General features: G+C 48.3%; 19 protein-coding genes. All 19 read left to right on the top strand.

Annotation, left to right across the window (positions count from 1 at the left end; genetic code table 11):
- Nucleotides 1-36 precede the first annotated feature (36 nt).
- The 19 genes from MKY85_RS24250 to MKY85_RS24160 all read left to right on the top strand — a co-directional run bounded on the left by MKY85_RS24250 (nt 37) and on the right by MKY85_RS24160 (nt 19,463).
- Entirely contained in the window at nt 37-969 is a 933-nt protein-coding gene (locus tag MKY85_RS24250) for an ABC transporter permease (protein WP_342570961.1), read from the top strand.
- 60 nt (nt 970-1,029) lie between these two features.
- A complete protein-coding gene (locus MKY85_RS24245) occupies nt 1,030-1,947 on the top strand; it encodes an ABC transporter permease (RefSeq protein ID WP_342570960.1) in 918 nt (305 codons plus the stop codon).
- 25 nt (nt 1,948-1,972) lie between these two features.
- Complete coding sequence (gene ssuE / locus MKY85_RS24240) at nt 1,973-2,521, top strand: NADPH-dependent FMN reductase (protein ID WP_339257160.1); 549 nt, start codon at nt 1,973-1,975, stop codon at nt 2,519-2,521.
- Nucleotides 2,522-2,590: 69 nt separating this feature from the next.
- On the top strand, nt 2,591-3,463 hold the full coding sequence (locus MKY85_RS24235) for a LysR family transcriptional regulator (protein ID WP_278298421.1): 873 nt from the start codon (nt 2,591-2,593) through the stop codon (nt 3,461-3,463).
- A gap of 239 nt (nt 3,464-3,702) precedes the next feature.
- Complete coding sequence (locus tag MKY85_RS24230) at nt 3,703-4,764, top strand: LLM class flavin-dependent oxidoreductase (protein ID WP_342570959.1); 1,062 nt, start codon at nt 3,703-3,705, stop codon at nt 4,762-4,764.
- A gap of 39 nt (nt 4,765-4,803) precedes the next feature.
- Complete coding sequence (locus MKY85_RS24225; RefSeq protein WP_342570958.1) at nt 4,804-6,030, top strand: amidohydrolase; 1,227 nt, start codon at nt 4,804-4,806, stop codon at nt 6,028-6,030.
- Between the two features lie 326 nt (nt 6,031-6,356).
- Complete coding sequence (locus MKY85_RS24220) at nt 6,357-7,217, top strand: diaminopimelate epimerase (protein WP_342570957.1); 861 nt, start codon at nt 6,357-6,359, stop codon at nt 7,215-7,217.
- Nucleotides 7,218-7,259: 42 nt separating this feature from the next.
- Nucleotides 7,260-8,054, top strand: a complete 795-nt coding sequence (locus MKY85_RS24215; protein ID WP_342570956.1) for an SAM-dependent methyltransferase — start codon at nt 7,260-7,262, stop codon at nt 8,052-8,054.
- 66 nt (nt 8,055-8,120) lie between these two features.
- Nucleotides 8,121-9,422 carry an opine metallophore biosynthesis dehydrogenase gene (locus MKY85_RS24210; protein ID WP_342570955.1) on the top strand — a complete coding sequence of 434 codons (1,302 nt, stop codon included), beginning with the start codon at nt 8,121-8,123 and terminating at the stop codon, nt 9,420-9,422.
- Nucleotides 9,423-9,647: 225 nt separating this feature from the next.
- Nucleotides 9,648-11,276, top strand: a complete 1,629-nt coding sequence (nikA, locus tag MKY85_RS24205; RefSeq protein ID WP_342570954.1) for a nickel ABC transporter substrate-binding protein — start codon at nt 9,648-9,650, stop codon at nt 11,274-11,276.
- A 13-nt stretch (nt 11,277-11,289) separates the two neighbouring features.
- Entirely contained in the window at nt 11,290-12,222 is a 933-nt protein-coding gene (opp1B, locus tag MKY85_RS24200; protein ID WP_342570953.1) for a nickel/cobalt ABC transporter permease, read from the top strand.
- Nucleotides 12,222-13,118 carry a nickel/cobalt ABC transporter permease gene (gene opp1C, locus MKY85_RS24195; RefSeq protein WP_342570952.1) on the top strand — a complete coding sequence of 299 codons (897 nt, stop codon included), beginning with the start codon at nt 12,222-12,224 and terminating at the stop codon, nt 13,116-13,118. Before opp1B ends, opp1C begins: the two co-directional genes overlap by 1 nt.
- Nucleotides 13,099-13,908: an ABC transporter ATP-binding protein gene (locus MKY85_RS24190; protein WP_342570951.1), complete on the top strand. Its 810-nt coding sequence runs from the start codon at nt 13,099-13,101 to the stop codon at nt 13,906-13,908. The genes opp1C and MKY85_RS24190 overlap by 20 nt, the downstream gene beginning before the upstream one ends.
- The gene (locus tag MKY85_RS24185) at nt 13,909-14,661 is read left to right on the top strand and encodes an ABC transporter ATP-binding protein (RefSeq protein ID WP_342570950.1); all 753 of its coding nucleotides are present in this window, start codon (nt 13,909-13,911) and stop codon (nt 14,659-14,661) included. It abuts the gene before it with no gap.
- Nucleotides 14,662-14,675: 14 nt separating this feature from the next.
- The gene (locus tag MKY85_RS24180) at nt 14,676-15,869 is read left to right on the top strand and encodes an MFS transporter (RefSeq protein ID WP_342570949.1); all 1,194 of its coding nucleotides are present in this window, start codon (nt 14,676-14,678) and stop codon (nt 15,867-15,869) included.
- A complete protein-coding gene (locus MKY85_RS24175) occupies nt 15,866-17,131 on the top strand; it encodes an MFS transporter (RefSeq protein WP_342570948.1) in 1,266 nt (421 codons plus the stop codon). Before MKY85_RS24180 ends, MKY85_RS24175 begins: the two co-directional genes overlap by 4 nt.
- 336 nt (nt 17,132-17,467) lie before the next feature.
- On the top strand, nt 17,468-18,664 hold the full coding sequence (locus MKY85_RS24170) for a GTP-binding protein (RefSeq protein WP_342570947.1): 1,197 nt from the start codon (nt 17,468-17,470) through the stop codon (nt 18,662-18,664).
- 81 nt (nt 18,665-18,745) lie between these two features.
- Entirely contained in the window at nt 18,746-19,015 is a 270-nt protein-coding gene (gene rpsN, locus MKY85_RS24165; RefSeq protein WP_124117611.1) for a 30S ribosomal protein S14, read from the top strand.
- A gap of 112 nt (nt 19,016-19,127) precedes the next feature.
- Nucleotides 19,128-19,463, top strand: coding sequence for a DUF3024 domain-containing protein (locus tag MKY85_RS24160; RefSeq protein ID WP_339237327.1), 336 nt, complete (start codon nt 19,128-19,130; stop codon nt 19,461-19,463).
- Nucleotides 19,464-19,495 lie beyond the last annotated feature (32 nt).

The following is a 19,495-nucleotide window of genomic DNA, read 5'->3' as shown; positions in this document are numbered from 1 at the left end:
ACGACCAATCCAGATACAGGAAGGAGATATCCCGGTATGGTTCAAACGATACTGTCGAGACTTGCAACATCGCTTCTGGTTATTTTCGGAGCTTCGGTGCTGGTATACTGCATCATGTATCTTCTGCCGGGTGATCCGGTTCTGCTCATGCTGGACCCATCCTCGGCTACACCGGAGATGATCGAGAATCTGCGGGTGCAGCTTGGATTGGATCAGCCGTTTTACATCCAGTTTGCGAACTATTTCGGTGATATGCTGCGTGGGGATTTTGGCAAATCCATGATCAATTCGGATCCGGTCTTGCCGAAGATACTGGAACATTTTCCAGCCACACTGGCTTTGACTGCACTCAGCTCAATCATTGCAATTACAATCGGAATTACACTCGGTGTATTGTCTGCCATTCATCGCAATGGCGTAATTGATTTTGTCGCCCGGCTCGTTGGGCTGTTCGGCATCTCCATGCCAACCTTTTGGACGGGAATCCTGCTCATCCTGTTATTCTCGGTACAGCTTGGATGGTTCCCGGCCATGGGTTCCGACGGTTTCAGTTCACTGGTTCTTCCCGCGGCTACACTGGGTCTCGTGGGTGCAGGATTTATTGTACGGATGGTACGGAACAGTATGCTGGAAGTCATCAACGAACCGTTTATCGTGGCCTTACGGGCCAAAGGCCTTTCGGAACGTGCCATCATGTATGGTCATGCACTTCGTAATGCACTGATCCCTGCTGTAACAGTAATCGGCATGCTGATCGGTGATCTACTTGCTGGAACCGTTGTGGTGGAGACCGTCTTCTCCAGACAAGGAATCGGCCGAGTTATTGCAGATGCACTAATGGCCAAGGATTTGCCCGTGGTACAAGGCGTTGTTTTCTTTACATCCATTATCTATGTGGTCCTGAACCTGCTGGTGGATATCTCGTATTCGTACATTGATCCCCGGGTTCGGCGTGCAGTCCGAACATGATATTGGATGGAATAGTCAGCAGTGTCCTGACAAGGAGTATGGAAGGAGGCGTTGTTGCTCATGAGCATGAAACCTTTGGTTAGTGACAAAAAAGCATGGGCAGGCGGTGCAGGACGTATCCGTCTATGGAATCGCCGCCCTTGGCGTTATCGCGTCTCATTCGCGGTATCCCGATTATTCTTTTATGCAGCATTGCTGGTGGTGGTCTTTACCGTGGCATGTGCGATTGTGCCAGGCTGGATTGCGCCCTATGATCCAACGCAGATGATGACGGATGCCATTCTGCAGGCTCCCTCTGCTGCGCACCTGTTCGGGACGGACTATTTTGGCAGGGATATCTTCAGTGTGGTTGTGCATGGAAGCAGGGATTCGTTGCTCATTGGATTCGCTTCGGTTCTTGTGGGTGGTATTGTCGGTAGTGCGCTTGGTATTATCTCCGGCTATGCCGGAGGCATTGTCGACACGATCACCATGCGGACTGTTGATATTCTGATGGCGGTACCCGGCGTGCTTCTTGCATTGTCTGTTGCAGCTGCCCTCGGCCCAGGACTGATGAATATTGCACTGGCTGTTGCCGTTTCCTCCATTCCGGGGTACGCACGGGTCATGCGTGGGCAGGTCATATCGGTTAAAGGACTGCCTTTCATTACAGCGACACGTTCACTGGGCGGTTCCAATGCCCGTATTTTCTGGAAACATGTACTGCCGCATTCGTTGTCACCGTTGCTGGTCATGGCCACGCTGGGCGTAGGAACATCGATCCTGACGGGTTCAGGACTGAGTTTTCTTGGGCTTGGGGTGTTGAAAGAAATTCCGGATTGGGGTGCATTGCTCTCCCAAGGGAGAGGTTATCTGACGGTTGCCTGGTGGATCTGTACGTTCCCGGGGCTTGCGATCACATTGTTTGTACTAGCGGTTAATCTGATTGGAGACGATATTCGCGATCGGTTGGACCCCAAAGTAAAAGGAGCGGCCTGACCGCTATTCGAAGGAGGAATACGTTATGTCACATGTTGTCATTATTGCCGGATCACCTTCCAAACGTTCGCGTTTGACAGGTCTGACGGATTACAGCAGCCAAAAATTAACGGAGGCAGGCATCACCGTTGAAGTCATTCATGTTGCGGATCTACCCGCTGAGGATCTGGTGCAAGCCCGGTTCGACAGCTCATTCATTCGGGATGCACTGGCTGTCGTTGAAGCCGCGGATGCAGTCATTGTAGCTACACCGGTATACAAGGCATCGTACTCGGGAGTACTTAAATTGTTCCTGGATCTGATTCCGCAAGAAGGTCTACGGGGCAAGTTGACACTTCCACTCGTTATCGGTGGCTCTATTGCTCATCTGCTCGCCATTGATTATGCATTGAAGCCTGTACTGGCAGCCCTTGGTGGAAGACATATCCTGGGTGGTGTGTATGCTGTGGATCAGGGAATTGAACGACTGGATGATGGACAATTCGTACTCTCGGCAGATATTACTACACGTCTGGATCGCTCGCTGGATGAATTGAGATTGACACTGGAAAAGGATGGGATTACGATATCATAAAACCAAGTAAGTGTATTGGATAAATCAATATAAGATCAAACGTCTGCGGACGTGGATACGGAGGCACTCATGAATATCGAGAATATTGAAGCATTTGTATATATCAATCATTATGGAAGCTTCAATAAGGCTGCCGAAGTACTCTTCTTGTCCCAACCTTCGGTCACAGCTCGCATTCAGTCACTGGAAAGGGAGCTGGGCTGCAAGTTGTTTGATCGGCTTGGCAAGCAAATTGTCCTGACAGAAGAAGGTCGGAAATTCCTGCCGTATGCGCAGCAAGTGCTGCAAGTCATTCAGAAGGGCAAGCAGAAGATTCAACAACGCAAGACAACACCGGATGCACTTCGACTGGGGAGTACAGTATCGGTCTCGAATTATGTCATTCCCGATTTTCTACCCAAGATCAAGGAAGCTTACCCCGAAATTAATATCAAACTGACGACGGCAACGACGGATCAGCTGATTGCCAAATTGCTTGGTCAGGAGATCGATCTTGCTTTTGTACGCAAGGTGATGCATCCTGCGATCCGTACGGTTGCTTTTTATGAAGATCCAATTCAGCTCTATGTCTACAAAGGACATCCATTCATAGAGAGCGGGCATGTCAGCATGGAAGCGATCCGGCATGAGCAACTGGTCTTTTTCGAATGTGGTTCACTGGACTGGCTTCGCATTCACCGGGCTTTCGACTCGCTGGAACATCCGCCGAATATTACATACCATGTCGATAATTCGGAGACAGCGAAGAAACTGGTTATGCAGGGGGCAGGCATTGCTTTTCTCCCGGGACTTACGGTGAAGAAGGAAGTGCAGAATCAGGAGTTGTTCCCCATTCAGGTACATGAGGTGGCAGGTGTATCATTGCAGATCAGCGTTGTCACGTTAAAGGAAGAATATTCGCCATTGGCAGAGCCCTTCGGGGAACTGCTGCGACAGTTATAGAGCGTCTATGTTGAATCCGACTCTTACACCAAAACGGAGAGTGCAGAACCAATCTGAAGAAGCGAAGCGTGCGCATTTATCAACGGATTTTTCCCTTGCACCAAGGGAGTACAGAAAATCTGGGGATAAGAGCGATCGGAAGCTGGTACTGCAATCGGAGTGATAACGTGTAACATCTCTAGTTCAACTTAATAGTGATTCAATATCAGCGGTTCAGCACAATCAAGGAGGAGAAGGATATGAGTATTCGTGTGGGCATTTTGGATCAGACTCCCATCTATGAAGGGGAAACGGCGGTGGATGCTTTTCGGCATACGATTGAGCTGGCACAGCGGGCAGAGCAGCTTGGATTCCATCGGTTCTGGGTATCGGAGCACCATGATTCAGGGCATGTTGCAGGTTCCTCCCCGGAGGTACTCATCTCCCACTTGCTTGCGCATACGAAGCGGATTCGGCTAGGGTCTGGCGGAGTGATGCTCCAGCATTACAGTCCATACAAAGTCGCCGAAAATTTCAATATCCTCGCAGCGCTCGGACCGGGAAGAGTTGACCTGGGCATTGGTCGTGCACCAGGTGGATTACCGCGTTCAACACAGGCGTTACAGGAAGGGATTCAGGAAGCCGCATCTCTACAAGAGAAAATTGTTCAGGTGAAACGATACATCCACAATGAGCCGCTTGAAGATCCATCCCATCCACTTGCAGGTCTCAGCGCTTCGCCTGTGTCCGACATTCCAGCGGAACTGTACGTACTTGGAGCCAGTGTTGATAGTGCGGGCATGGCTGCGGAACTGGGACTCCCATATGTCTTTTCACTGTTCATTAACAGTAATATTGAGGTAGCGCTTGAGGCCATCCGTGTATATCGCGAGCAATTCGATCGTTCTCAGGGAAGGGTGCCTTACGCTGCACTGGCTTTATCCCTAATTGTGGCGGAGAGTGAGGAAGAAGCGGAAGGACTTGCGAGCGAGCATATGCTGGTGAAGATCCATCTGGAGAGTGGAAAGGTGCTGACGGTGGGTTCTGTGGAACAGGCGGAAGAATTCGGACGTCAATCAAACGAGAGTTATCGGATCGAGATTCTGGAGCCAAGTGTGACCCGGGGTACGAAGGAAACCGTTGGTCAGGCACTGCTGAAGTTTCAGCAGGATTTTGCGGTGGAAGAGTTCATTGTGACTACAGCTACAAGGGACTTTGCCAAGCGAATTCGTTCATTTGAATTGTTGCGTGAAATTCTGGAAGAGCAGGGACTAAGCGAATTTGCACTGGAATCCAAGACACAGGAAGCCGCAATCGGATAGAAGTAGGACAGAGAATATATACGAATGGGAGGCCGTGTGATGAAAAGTGATCTGGAACAGCCCGAGCAACAGACGGAAGGGCAAGTACAGGGCCCTGAGCATAAGCTTCACGGTGAACGGGAGGAAGCATTCGCGGAACGTTTAATCACCATTCGGCGACACCTGCATCGCAACCCGGAATTGTCCGGCGAGGAAAAGGAGACGACGGCAGCCATTCGCAGTTGGCTGGAAGAGGAAGGCGTCCGTATTGCAGACGAATATGTGCTGCGGACAGGGCTTGTCGCTGAAGTAGGCCAAGGGGATGGCCCAGTTGTTGCCCTAAGAGCAGATATTGATGCGCTGCCCATTCAGGAAGAGACGAAGCTGGAATTTGCCTCGCAGGTGGCTGGAAAGATGCACGCCTGCGGACATGACGCACATACGGCTATTCTGATTGGTGCTGCACGATTACTGAAACAGCGCGAGTCCACGCTCCCGGGGAAAGTACGCTTGTTGTTCCAGCCATCGGAGGAAAAAGCAACGGGTGCACGGCAAGTGATCCAGAGCGGTGCATTATCCGAGGTTCGGGCGGTATTTGGTTTGCATAACAAACCTGATCTTCAGGTGGGTACGGTAGGCATTCGGGAAGGCGCATTGATGGCGGCAGCAGACGGTTTTGTTGTCAAAGTGGAGGGTGTAGGCACCCATGCGGCTGTGCCTGAAGCAGGCATTGATCCGATTGTGGTTGCCGCACATATCGTTACGGCTCTTCAGGCGATTGTGAGTCGTAATGTGGGTGCACAGGAGAGCGCCGTCATCAGCGTTACCAAGCTCCACAGCGGTACAGCCTGGAACGTCATTCCGGATGAAGCGATACTCGATGGCACAGTGCGCACCTTTGATGAGAAAGTGCGTGCACGGATTCGCGAGCGTTTCAATCAGGTGGTGGCCGGTGTGGCGGCAGCTTATGGCACACGGGCTACGGTTCGCTGGATTCAGGGACCACCTGCCGTGGTCAACGATGAAGCTCTCGCGTTTGCAGCGGAACAAATTGCAAGTGAGATTGGATTAAATCGCGTTAGACCGCTGCCTTCTCCAGCAGGGGAGGACTTCTCTTATTATCAAAAAGAAGTTCCGGGCCTGTTCCTCTTTCTGGGCACCTCTGGCCCGCATGAGTGGCATCACCCTGGCTTTGATGTGGATGAACGGGCATTGCCGCTGGGAGCACATCTTCTGGCTGCATTAGCTGAGCAAGCACTGCACAATGTGCAAGCACATCAAGAGTGATAGGGACAATGAATTTTGTATCCTATCCAGATCAAAACGGTTCCGTTCTGCGGCAACCGTTTTTTGTATTTCTTTTTATAGCAAGAGCGAGGTGGAACATCAATGCTTTTAATCTTATCAGACGGTGTATTTATGCAGGGGTGGCGCAGAAGCGTCAGCTCTGTTTGGTTTTTTTGCAGGAGGGGAAATGAAGGAACGAATGAGGTGCAGTCTTTTTAAAATGGAAATATTTGTTGACGCTTCCCAAAAGGATGTGCTATATTTTTCTCGACCTTTTAATCGTAATAATTACTATTAAAAAAAGAAGAACAGGAGTAGTCGCTGCGATGAAACAGGAGATCGATTTTATCAAGTTCAGTCCCACTCAAAACATGACGATTCTGGTTAAAACGGATCATGCAGCCGAGCAATATAGTCATATTGCTACCCGTCTAATGTCGTATGATAACGTTTACGCCGAGCAAGTGGGATTCATTGAACCAACAAGGAGACCGGAAGCTGTGGCCCGTCTGGAAATGTCCGGCGGCGAGTTCTGTGGCAATGCCTGCATGGCACTTGCAGCACACCACGCATCTGAAGCAGGGCTGGCACAAGAGGAATCTATGGACATCGTGCTGGAAGTTTCCGGAATCGATCAATTGATCATGTGCCATGTGAAGAAGCAGCAGAATGAATATGACTGCCAGGTAACCATGCCGGTTCCAAAGCAGATTGAACAGCGAACCATCAGGTACGAAGGCATCGAGCTGGATATGGTAATCATCCGGTACGCCGAGTTCATCCATATCGTGATTGAAGTGGAGGACTTCGACGATCCAATGAAGAAGAGGGCACAGACCCTTGCAAGGTTACTGGGAGTAACCCTGGGAGATAAGCTGATCGGTATCTTGTTATATCAATCGCACTCGCAAGAAATGGCTCCTCTCATCTATGTTCCAGAGCTGGATAGTCTGATCTGGGAGAGAGGGTGTGGTTCGGGTACGGCCTCCGTGGGTGCCTATCTCGCATGGAGCCAGCAGAGGCAGATTACGCAGTACATCAAGCAGCCTGGTGGTGCGATCAAAGTGATGGTCCAGTGGAATGGCGCGGAACTTGAGAGTATTACGATTGAGGGATCGGTTGGCATTGTCGCACAAGGCAAAGCCTTCATAGATGCTCCAGCAGAATGGAGCGTTGTAAACGCATAGGTACATGATAGATGATCGAGACAACATATAGGGGGAAAAGAAATGATCACATTGGTCCATTTTCAGACATGTTTGAGTGAGTTTGCAGAAAAATTCGATAAGCTCGCGAGCAAGTACGATCATACGATTCAGCATAGTGCAGAGCTGGAGGCTGTGATCAATGACTACTCCCTCTTTGTGACCGATTCGGAGAATAAGGCAGCTTGGGAACAGTTGGGGCATTCGGAGTTGGAAGAACTGGATTCGCTTATATGGCAGTTAAGAAATAAATCCGCCCAGTGTGTGGCGATCATGGAGAAATATCGTGCATTGAAGTTAGAGAAGGGGGATGTACAGATTGCCGATTATTTCAGAAACATCGAAGAGTGTATCGATAAAGAATTCGGCAGCTTCCAGGTTACCTCCGATTCCAAAGTATTGCTGGTAGGCTCCGGTTCCTTCCCCATGACACCATTACTCATCGCCAAGCGAACAGGTGCACAGGTTGTCGGGATCGATATTGATGAAGAATCCATTACACTCGGGCAGAAGGTGGTGAAGACGCTGGGCGCAGGTTTGAAGATTCATCTGGAGTCAACCTTGCTGGAAAATCTGGAGTATACCAAGGCAGCAACACATATCATTTTCAGCTCTACCGTGGCCCCTAAATATGATCTGCTTGATCAACTGCATGCCCTGACAAATGCACAGGTGGTTGTAGCCATGAGATATGGTGACCAGTTAAAGTCCTTATTTAATTATCCGATGAGAGCGACGGACAGTACCAAGTGGAAGCTGGTAGACCAGATCCTGCGCCCGGATGATGTGTTCGATATTGCGTTGTACCAGAAAGCATAGGATGCAAGTGCGTCTCAAGTACGTCCAAAAGGATTCCAGGTTGAACTTTGAATATAGGAGGTTATTATGAGCAATCTTCAGCGAATTCTGATATTTGGAACCGGCCCTGCATCCATTCAGCTTGCGGTAACATTCAAAGATTATCTCAACTGCTGCATTGGTATTGCGGGGAGACCATCGGTTCGTTCAGCGTCCGTATTCGCAGCCCTTGAACAGAGCAATGGGCGTGTTGAGGTCAGCATTCAAAATGAAAAACATCAACCGCTTGCAGGTGAATGTTTCGTTGATCATGTGTTCAAGGGATATGACACCATTCAGGGTGAGTGGGACACACTCATTTTGGCTGTAACTACGGATGCTTATATTGATGTATTGGAACAAATGAGTGAACAATTCATCAAACAACTGAAATGTATCGTTTTGGTCTCTCCGACGTTTGGGTCGAATCGATTGGTGACCCATTATATGAGAGAGCGTAATACAGTGCCTGAAGTGATCAGTTTCTCGACCTACCTCGGAGATACCCGTTGGATGCACGAACATCCGTCTAATCATGTCATGACAACGGGGGTCAAGAAAAAGGTTTATATCGGTTCCAATCAATACCCGTCTGAACAGGTTAACAAGCTATGCCAAGCTTATGAGCGTTTGGGTGTTGCGTTGGAAGTCATGACTTCCCCACTGGAGGCGGAAACGAGAAATATATCGTTGTATGTACATCCGCCCTTGTTCATGAACGACTTCTCATTAAAGGCTATCTTTGAAGCATCGGATATTCAGAAATATGTATACAAGATGTATCCCGAAGGTCCTATAACACAAGTGTTGATACGGCAAATGCGGGCACAGTGGCAGGAGATTATGAATATTACGGATAGACTCCACATCCAGGGAGTAAACTTGCTTCAATTCATGACGGATGACAACTATCCGGTTCGATTAGAGAGTATATCACGCCAGGATATCGAGATTTTCAATCAGCTGCAGGTCATTCATCAAGAGTATTTATTATACATACGGTACACCTCGCTGTTGATTGATCCATTCTCGGAACCCGATTCGGAGGGGAAATATTTCGACTTTTCAGCAGTGCCATTTCGAAAAATATTCATGAACCGCGAAGGAGAACTGGACATCCCGCGGATGCCCAAGGAAGATTACTACCGCATCAAAATCATTCAGGGCATTGCCAGACACCTGGATGTGAGCTGTCCAACCATGGATCATTTTATCGCCACATACGAGGCGAAGATTCAGGAAGTTGCCCGTACGAAAACAGATCAACGTTTATCCGATGCCTTTGTGATCCAATCCTTTGAAGAGGATATACGCATGATCTGCACCGGACTTCCAACTAATAGGGTCTAGTTACATCTCAAATTAATCAAGTTGAACCTGATGTTTACATCATAACGGAGAGTGCAGAACCAATCTGAAGAAGCGAAGCGGTCGCCTTTATCCCCGGATTTTCTCTTTGGAAAAGAGATCAAAAAAATCTGGGGATAACAGCGATCGGAAGATGGTACTGCAATCGGAGTTGCCCGATGTAACCTACAAGGTCTGCTTGTAACTTAATCATCAGGAGGAAATGTTGTGAAAAAGGGTCTTACTTTTACATCTATATTATTGCTGGTATCTGCCATTACGGTGCTGGCAGGATGCGCTCAGAGCACAAAAGAGAAAGAGAGCGCCCAAACGGAGCCTGTCCATAGCCAGGTACAAACGGAACTTATCTATGCTTCTGCCAAAGATATTAATGATATGAATCCCCATCTATACACAGGTTCCATGCCTGCACAAGGGATGGTATACGAGTCACTGGTGGAAAACACGCCTGACGGAATCAAGCCATTGCTGGCAGAATCATGGGATATCTCCGAGGATGGCAAGATCTATACCTTTCTTCTGCGACAAGATGTGAAATTCCATGATGGAGAGCCATTCAACGCAGAGGCGGTTAAACAAAATATCGATGCAGTACAGGCCAACGCTGAAAAACATGCCTGGATCAAGCTGTCTACCAAAATCACGAGTGTAAAAGTTATCGATGAGCATACGGTGGAGCTGACGCTGTCGGAAGCCTATTATCCGGCACTGGTGGAATTGTCCATGACAAGACCTTACGTCTTCATATCACCCAAGGATTTCAAAGATGACGGGACCAAAGACGGGGTAAGTGGTTTCCATGGTACAGGACCTTACAAGCTTACTGCTCATAAAGTCGAAGAGAACGCCACGTTTGAAGCCAATGAAGACTATTGGGGTGGTGTACCTGCAATCAAGAAGATCACATCCAAGGTTCTTCCGGCAGGAGAAACAACATTTCTGGCATTGCAAAAAGGAGAGATTAACTTTGTGTTCACCGATGACCGGGGAGCAGATAGTATCGATGTCGAGGCCATGGACCAATTAGCTGAATCTGGTGATTATCAAGTGGTTCGAAGTGAAGCGATGAACACCAATATGATCGTAGCCAACAGCAGTCGCCAGAATAGTCCGGTTCAGGAAATGGCAGTGCGGGAAGCACTTTGGTATGCCATTGATCGCGAAACGATCAGTAAAGATATTTTCAACGGAACGCAGACTGTAGCGGATACGCTATTTTCGGCCAATGTCAATTACGCCAAGGTAGACCTTAAGAAACGGGAGTATGATCCGGAATTGGCTAAAAAGCTTCTGGACCAAGCTGGCTGGACATTGGCAGATGGTAAAGGAGTGAGAACGAAGAACGGTCAGCCTTTAGCCATGAAATTATACTATGACAGCAATTCGTCTTCACAGAAAATACAGGCCGAATTGATCCAGTATTCGATGAAAGAATTGGGAATTCAGCTTGAAATCTTGGGCGAAGAGTCCACTTCCATTGCGAATCGGAGAGCAACCGGGGAATATGATCTGCTCTTTAATCAAACCTGGGGACTGGCCTATGATCCTCAGAGTACCATCGCTGCATTTACGTCAGATTCGGCATACAAACATACGACAAGCGGAATTGCTGAAGCAGATGAATTGTACCGGAAAATCGATGCGGTCATGATCTCCACGGATGAGGCTTCCCGCCAATCCCTGTATGCCGATATTATGAAGATCGTCCATGATGAAGCGGTGTTCATTCCGATTACCAACGGGCGTGTCACCGTTGTCGCTCCCGAGAATCTTGATGGAATCTCATTCAAGCAGACCCAATATGAACTACCATTTGAACAAATGAATTTTAAATAGAGCGGAGATGGATATGGGAAGTTATATCGTCAAAAGGATTCTGTTAACCATCCCTTTACTGATTATCATTTCATTTATAACGTTTGTTCTGATTAATCTATCTCCCTTGGACCCGGCGGTTGTTGTGTTACAGGCACAGGAAGTTCCGCAGATTACGGAGGAATTAATTGCCCAGACCAACCAGGCATTGGGGTTCGATCAGCCATTCATGATCCAGTATGTGAACTGGATCATGGCTGTTGTGCAGTTGGACTTTGGCAACTCTTATGTATCTGGTGAACCCGTGTGGTCATTGATGGGGCCGGCTTTTATGAACACATTGAAGTTAACGCTCGTCTCATCGGTATTCATTATTGCGCTGTCCATTCTGCTAGGTGTGATCTGTGCGATGAGAGAAGGCAAGCTGCTGGATCGATCGGTCAGAGGTGTATCATTTTTCCTTACCGCCATGCCATCCTACTGGCTTGCAGCCATGATGATCTGGTATTTTTCCGTCAAGCTGGACCTGTTACCTACCAGTGGCATGGACTTGTATCGAAGCTACATTCTACCGGTGATCGTAATCACAGTGAGTTATACGGGCATTTACTTCCGAACGGTTCGAAGTTCCATGTTGAGCAATATGAATGAGGACTATGTGTTATATGCACGGGCAAGTGGTCTGAGCGAGAAGAAAGTCACCCTGCATATTCTGAGAAATTCATTACAGGTGGCCGTGTCCATCTTTTGTATGGCGATCCCGATCGTGCTGGGCAGTACGGTGGTCATCGAAAATGTATTTGCCTGGCCGGGACTCGGCAGGCTCAGCGTGAAATCCATTTTAAGCAGGGATTTTCCGATTATTCAGGCGTATGTTCTGATGTTGGCTGTCACCTTTGTCTTGTTTAACACGTTATCCGACATCTTGAATGCGGCGATGAATCCCCGATTGAGAAAGGAATTCTGATGCGTATACTGATAAATCTGAGTAAAGACAGGCTGGCCATGACCTCTTTGGTGGTGATTATTGCAACGCTTATGGTGGGAATTCTCGCCCCTCTTATTGCGCCGCATGACCCTGGGGAAGTGAACATGAAGCTTCGTTATGCCTCCTCGTCCTGGGAGTATCTACTAGGCAATGATCATCTGGGCAGATGTGTATTATCCCGGCTTATCTATGGCATCCGCCCAAGTGTGTTATGGGTTCTGGTTGCACTTAGTCTGTCTGTTCTGATCGGGGCCATTGTTGGATTCGTCGCGGGTTACTTCAAGGGAAAAGTGGATGCATGGATCATGCGAGTTTGTGATATTATGCTGTCTTTTCCCGGATACGTGATGACACTGGCGGTGGTTGGCATTTTGGGTGCAGGACTGGAGAACATTTTGATTGCTTTTGTGTGCATGAAATGGGCCTGGTTTGCCCGCGTTATTCGCACATCTGTGATGCAATTCTCCGATATGGATTATGTGAAATTCGCCAAAGCCTCCGGCACACCTAATCTAAGAATTATAACCAAACATATTGTTCCGGTTACCTTTGCCGATATTGCCGTCATTGCCAGTGGTTCCATGTGTTCAATGATGTTGCAGATCTCCGGCCTTTCCTTTCTGGGGCTTGGCATTCAAGCTCCGCATGCGGAGTGGGGGATGATGCTCAATGAGGCGAGGGAAGTCATGTTCTCCAGACCTGAATTGATGTTGGCACCGGGACTGGCCATTGTAGTGGTCGTGTCTGCATTTAATTTTCTATCGGATGCCCTTCAAGTGGCTCTGGACCCCAAATTGATGACCTCTCAAGGTAAGTCTGACAAGTCTTACGAGAGTGAGGTGAGAAAGGCCGCTTATGAATATAGTCGAGGTTGAGCATCTGAAAGTATGGGACATCAACACAGACAAAGTGATCATTCATAACAGTTCATTCGAAGTTAAACAGGGAAGCTGTATGGCCATCGTGGGGGAAAGTGGAAGCGGGAAGTCTGTCACGTGTAGGGCCATCATGCGACTGAACAAGCCGTGGATTCGCCAATCGGGCAAGATGTTATTCCAGGGCGAAGATCTGAACCAACTTTCGGAACCGGAGATGCGGGATAAGCGGGGCAAGCATCTGTGTATGATTTTGCAGAATGGCATGAGTGCATTTGATCCCTCCTGTGTCATTGGTGTGCATATCCGGGAGACACTTCAGCAGCATTTTGGCTGGAACACCCGCGAGATTGAGCGGAAAATCATCCATGCCATGGAAAGCGTCATGCTCAGACATCCGCGCGAGATTCTGAATCAATACCCACATCAGCTGTCCGGCGGGATGCTGCAACGAATCATGATTGCACTGGCATTGGTGCTTGAGCCCGATCTGATTATTGCGGATGAACCGACAACGGCGCTGGATACGATCTCCCAATATGAAGTGGTGGAGCAATTGATTCAATTACGCGAACGCGTGGGCTGTTCCATGATGTTCATCTCCCATGATCTCGGCGTCGTGCAGAAGATTGCAGATGACGTGATGGTCATGAAAGACGGCAAGATCGTCGAGCGTGGCAGCATGCATTCTGTTTTGACACAGCCTAAGCATGCCTATACGCAGTATCTGGTCTCTACCCGGCTTGAGCTGAGCAATCATTTTAAGGCGTTGATGCAGGGGGACTCATAGATGCTAAAGGTGGAAGGTATCGAAAAATCATATAACCAGGGCGGACTGTTCTCCAAGCACCAACAACAAGTGTTGAAACAGGTTACCTTTGAATGCCAGCATGGCGAATGTCTGGGCATCATCGGTGAAAGCGGAAGCGGCAAATCCACATTGGGCCGTCTGATTCTCGGCATTGAACGGCCGGATCGTGGAATGATCTCGCTGGATGGTAAAGACGTACAGGATCGACGTGCACGGATGGGTAACATCAGCGCCGTTTTTCAAAATTATACGTCTTCCATCAATCCATTTCTTACCGTGGAAGCCGCCATTATGGAACCCATGCAAGCGCAGCAAAAGTTGCGGAAGGATCAGGGCAACTCGGCGAAGGTCGATCTGCTGCTGAACCAAGTTGGATTGGACTCCTCCTATAGATCCAAATATCCGCATGAACTGTCCGGGGGGGAGGCACAGAGAGTGTGTATAGCCAGGGCCATCTCCACCGCCCCCAAATGCATTGTGTTCGATGAAGCGATCAGCTCACTGGACGTGTCTGTTCAGATTCAGGTGCTGCAATTGTTGAAAGAGCTTAAGGAAATCTACAAGCTAAGCTATGTCTTTATCACGCATGATATACAGGCGGCAGCCTATATCTGTGACAGGGTGATCATTTTCAGAGAGGGACAGGTTGCAGAGATCGTTCCAATCAAGCAACTCAAAGACGTACAGTCCGACTATGCGAAGAGATTATTGGATCATTTAATACCATTTTAGGGGGAATACCCATTGTGAGTGGAGCGATGTCTTGGCCTTTTTTGCGCTTGTACATATTGGTTCTTCTTTATTTCAGTGCCAATGCCATTCTTAACGTGATCATCCCATTGCAAGGGGAGTTCTTGGGTGCGAGCGGTACAACGATTGGACTGATCATGGGTGCTTATATGTTCACAACGATGTTTTTCAGACCCTGGGCCGGTCGGATTATTCAAAAGCATGGGCCGATTAAAATATTGCGTCTGATTCTGATTATCAATGGATTTGCGCTGATTTTATATCCCTTTACGGGACTCGGCGGTTATTTGGTTGCTCGTATTTTGCAAGGAGTTTCCACAGCGTTCTTCTCTATGGCTTTGCAGATAGGCATTATTGATGCCCTTCCGGAAAAAGATCGCTCTCAGGGGATTTCATATTATTCGCTGTTCAGTTATATTCCGGGAATCGTGGGACCTGTGCTCGCTTTAGGGATATGGCAGGCGGGAGGCATGGATTATTTTACAGTGGTTCTGATCGGCATTGCCGTCTGTACGGGTGTCTTCGGATATACCGCCAAAATGGAACCAAACAAGGAGCAACCTGCTGAGAATCTTTCGGAGCAGAACGTCAGTATGTGGGAATCCTTTGGTCAGTTGGTGAAGAATCCGTTTCTGTTTCGATGCAGTGTGTTAATGCTCGCCGCTTCGGTTGTATTTGGTGCGATTACCACCTTTATTCCGCTGTATGCGAGTCAAGTACCAAATGGGAATGCGGGTGTGTATCTGATGCTTCAGGCCGGGACGGTGGTGCTGGCTCGAATCATGCTTAGGAAAAGGATTCCGTCTGATGGCAGTTGGCACTCTCCATTCATGATGGGCACCATGTGTCTGCTCGCCGTAGCTGCGCAATGTGTCAGTTTTGCCGTGACAGGCGGGGTGGTCTTTTTCTATGTGGGCGCTGTATTCATGGGAATCGGTCAGGCGATCCTGTATCCGACACTCACGACCTATTTATCTTTTGTGTTGCCTAAGCTGAACCGGAACGTTCTGATCGGCTTATTTATCGCGATGGCGGATCTGGGTATTTCTCTGGGTGGTGTGATTATGGGACCCGTCGCTGACTTCTCTTCCTATTCATTTATGTACAGGATGTGTGCTATCCTAGGAGCGGTAATGATCGTTTTTGCCTATGAACGGCGAAGACCCGTGACAGGTACATCTGTGAGTTGACTGCCAGAAGAGAAAGTGGTGACGAACGTTTGAAGTCTTCGATGACGGCAACATCCAATGGAAAATTAAATCCGGTATCCTTTTCGTTTATCCGGTTTTATATGCTGGCCTTTTTGTTTTTTGCGGCGAATTCGGCTTTGACGATTATTCTGCCTTTGCGAAGTGAAGCCGCCGGATTGAATCAGGCTGAGATCGGTCTGATGATGGGGGCATATATGTTCACCTGTATGCTCTTGAGACCTTTCGCAGCCCAGTTGCTTGGCAAGCATGGGCCGCTGCGTGTGATGCAATGGCTATTGCTTTTACATGCCGGAACGCTGCTGTTATTTGTTGTTTTTGGTGTGGAGACGTATCTGTGGCTGCGGGCCTTGCAAGGGGTGGCTACGGCCTTTTTCTCTATGACTATGCAGGCAGGCATTGTGGAAAAGCTGGAGGACAAAGACCGGGCACAAGGGCTGTCCATGTACACCCTGTTTACGATGGTTCCTTCTCTCGTTATTCCGATCCTCGCCATACAAATCTGGGAAAATGCCAGTGATCTGGCGTTTACGCTGCTAATGATCGGACTGGCTGCTCTGCCACTTCTGATTGGATATAATGTGGATCTGCCACGGAGTACCGTGCAGAACAAATCGTATACCTTAGGTGACATGTTTCGTTCATTCGGCGGCATTTGGCGCAGTACACCACTGCTGATCAGCAGTGTGGTGATGTTATTTACGTCCTGCGTTTTTGGGGCAACAGCGACCTTCCTTCCCTTGTATATGGTATCCACCGGAATGGCAAGTGCAGGCGTATTTCTGACGATTCAAGGGTTGGTTGTCATTCTGTGCAGGTTTATTTTGCGTAAAAAAATTCCGTCTGACGGCAGCTGGAATACCTGGCTTATGGCAGGGCTGATGCTGTGTGCAGCAATGGGAACCCAGTTGCTCAGTCTCATGGAGATTATCGGGCCACTGGTGTATCTTTCTGCTGTATTTAGCGGTTTTGCTCTGGCATTGTTGTACCCGACATTAACCACATACTTGTCTTTTGTGCTGCCTGCGGATTCCAGATATGTACTCATGGGCATCTTCATGTCCTCGTATGACCTCGGATTCTCTCTGGGTGGACTGGCAATGGGGCTTATTGTGCAGGTGAGTTCATATTCGACCATGTTCATGATCTGTACGTTGCTGTCTATTGCAGCGATGGTTCTGGTGCTGGTGTTCAGGCAACGGATGGAAGCGGGCAATAAGGCTAGATCTGTGGCAGCAAGCTGAATAGTAAAGTAAAGGCTCATGAACTGAATTTTCCGGCACGTATCATCAGGATACAAGCGGCAGGAGACAGATCATGGGTCTTTTTTATATCTTAAAATTTATAAGTTTTCAAAGGATCTGAACAGTTCAATTATCTTAAGAAAAACTTCAACTGAAGACGGTCTACCTTCTCTGAAAGTACGTCGATAGATGTTTCTCATATCCATTTTCCTGGAGTATTTCGTAAAAATAGTTTGACAACGACTGTGCAACAGGATTATAGTCAATGTTGTTAATCGTAATAATTACTATTAAAGTCTGGATTACGCAGACTGCACATATAAGGAGTAGATTTCTATGACACAAAAGCAAATTCCGGTAACCGTACTAAGTGGTTACCTCGGTTCAGGGAAAACAACCGTTTTAAATCACGTGTTGAACAACAGACAAGGGCTTAAGGTTTCCGTAATCGTCAACGACATGAGTGAGGTGAATATCGATGCTGCGCTGGTTAAGGGGGAGGCAAGCTTGTCTCGAACCGAAGAGAAGCTGGTGGAGTTATCGAACGGTTGTATCTGCTGCACCTTGCGGGATGATCTGATGCAGGAGATTGAGAAGCTGGTGAATGAAGGCAAGTATGATTATATTTTGATCGAATCCACTGGTATCAGTGAACCTGTACCTGTCGCACAGACCTTTACATATGCGGATGAGGAGTCGGGCATTGACCTGACTAGCCTGGCCAGACTGGACTGTCTGGTAACTGTGGTGGATGCCAATCGATTCTGGCATGATTTTGGATCAGGACAGAGTCTTCTGGATCGTAATCAGGCGACCGGAGATGAGGACACACGTGACGTCGTAGACTTGTTGATTGATCAGATCGAAACCTGTGATGTACTGCTGCTGAACAAATGTGATCTGGTCGATGACACCGAGCTGAACAAGCTGGAAGGCATCATCCGCAAGCTACAGCCTAATGCCAAAATCATTCGCACTGAGAATGGACAGGTGAATCCGTCTGAGATTCTAAATACAGGCCGTTTTGATTTTGAAAAGGTGAGCATGTCCGCTGGATGGATTCAGGAGCTGGAGAAGGAGTCGCATACACCGGAAACGGAGGAATATGGCATTGCTTCCTTCGTTTATCGCCGCAGAAAGCCATTCCACCCTTCCCGTCTGGCTGAATTCATGAGTTACTGGCCGGAAGAAGTGGTACGTGCCAAAGGCTTGGTATGGCTTGCCGCCCAAGGAGATGTTGCTGCAAGCCTGAGTCAGGCAGGACCATCCATTCAATTTGGTCCTGCGGGACATTGGGTCGCGGCTTTGCCGGAAGCAGACAAAGAAGAAATTTTGCGTAACGAGCCGGATGTTCTGGAGAAATGGGATGCCCAGTGGGGAGATCGCCAGACGGAGCTTGTCATGATTGGAATCGACATGGAACGTGTCAGTATTGAAGATGAGCTGGACCAGTGCTTGCTCAGTGATGAAGAAATGCTGGCCGACTGGGGCCATTTTGATAATCCCCTACCATGGCCTGTGGAAGCTGTATAAGTCGGAAGATGATGTTCTGTATTTGGAGTAGAGCAGTATCACCACGTAAACTAAATTCAAGGGATAAAGGAGCTGGATTTCATGGCTAAAAAATCAAAAGTGGTACGTGAGAAGCAACGTCAGGCGATCGTGGCAAAATATGCGGACCTGCGCCTGGAATTGAAGGAAAAAGGGGATTACGAGGCATTGCAGAAATTGCCGCGGAATGCATCTCCGACTCGTTTGAAGAACCGTTGCGAAGTGACGGGCCGCCCGCGGGGTTATCTACGCAAGTTCAAGGTGTCTCGAATCAAGTTCAGAGAACTGGCCCATCAAGGACAGATTCCAGGTGTAACTAAATCCAGCTGGTAAAATGATCAAGGGATGTGGCTGACCCTCTTTGCATGAAGGCAGATTGTTGTGTGTTTGGCTACATGCGGTGTGTAGAGCAGGGTGTTATTTTGCTGAAAGGGTGTGCATCTTCATGTTGGACTTGTTTACGTTACGAAGAATTCAGTCCGTAATGAACGGATATATTCATGAGAAGGTACCTGCGCCACTGCGTACGATGGTGAAGTTGACATATGAGATGAATGACAATGAACTGATCCTGACCGAAGAAAGACCCGCCGAGGAACGGTATCAATGGGATAAGATGCACATTGCCCGATTCTACTGGGAAGAAAATCAGTGGAAAGTGTATGCCAGAGATGAACAAAGCAGCTGGAACCCGGTAGATATTATTACACCTTGTTCTGATTTTGAGGATATGCTTGAACAGGTGGAACGGGATGAGGCTGGACTGTTCTGGCGTGAGTAAGGGCGACGATGACGAGGATACGAATGAGCACT

This window comes from Paenibacillus sp. FSL R5-0749, from assembly GCF_038595085.1.
Taxonomy (GTDB): Bacteria; Bacillota; Bacilli; order Paenibacillales; family Paenibacillaceae; genus Paenibacillus.
This window is presented reverse-complemented; position numbering and strand designations above follow the sequence as displayed.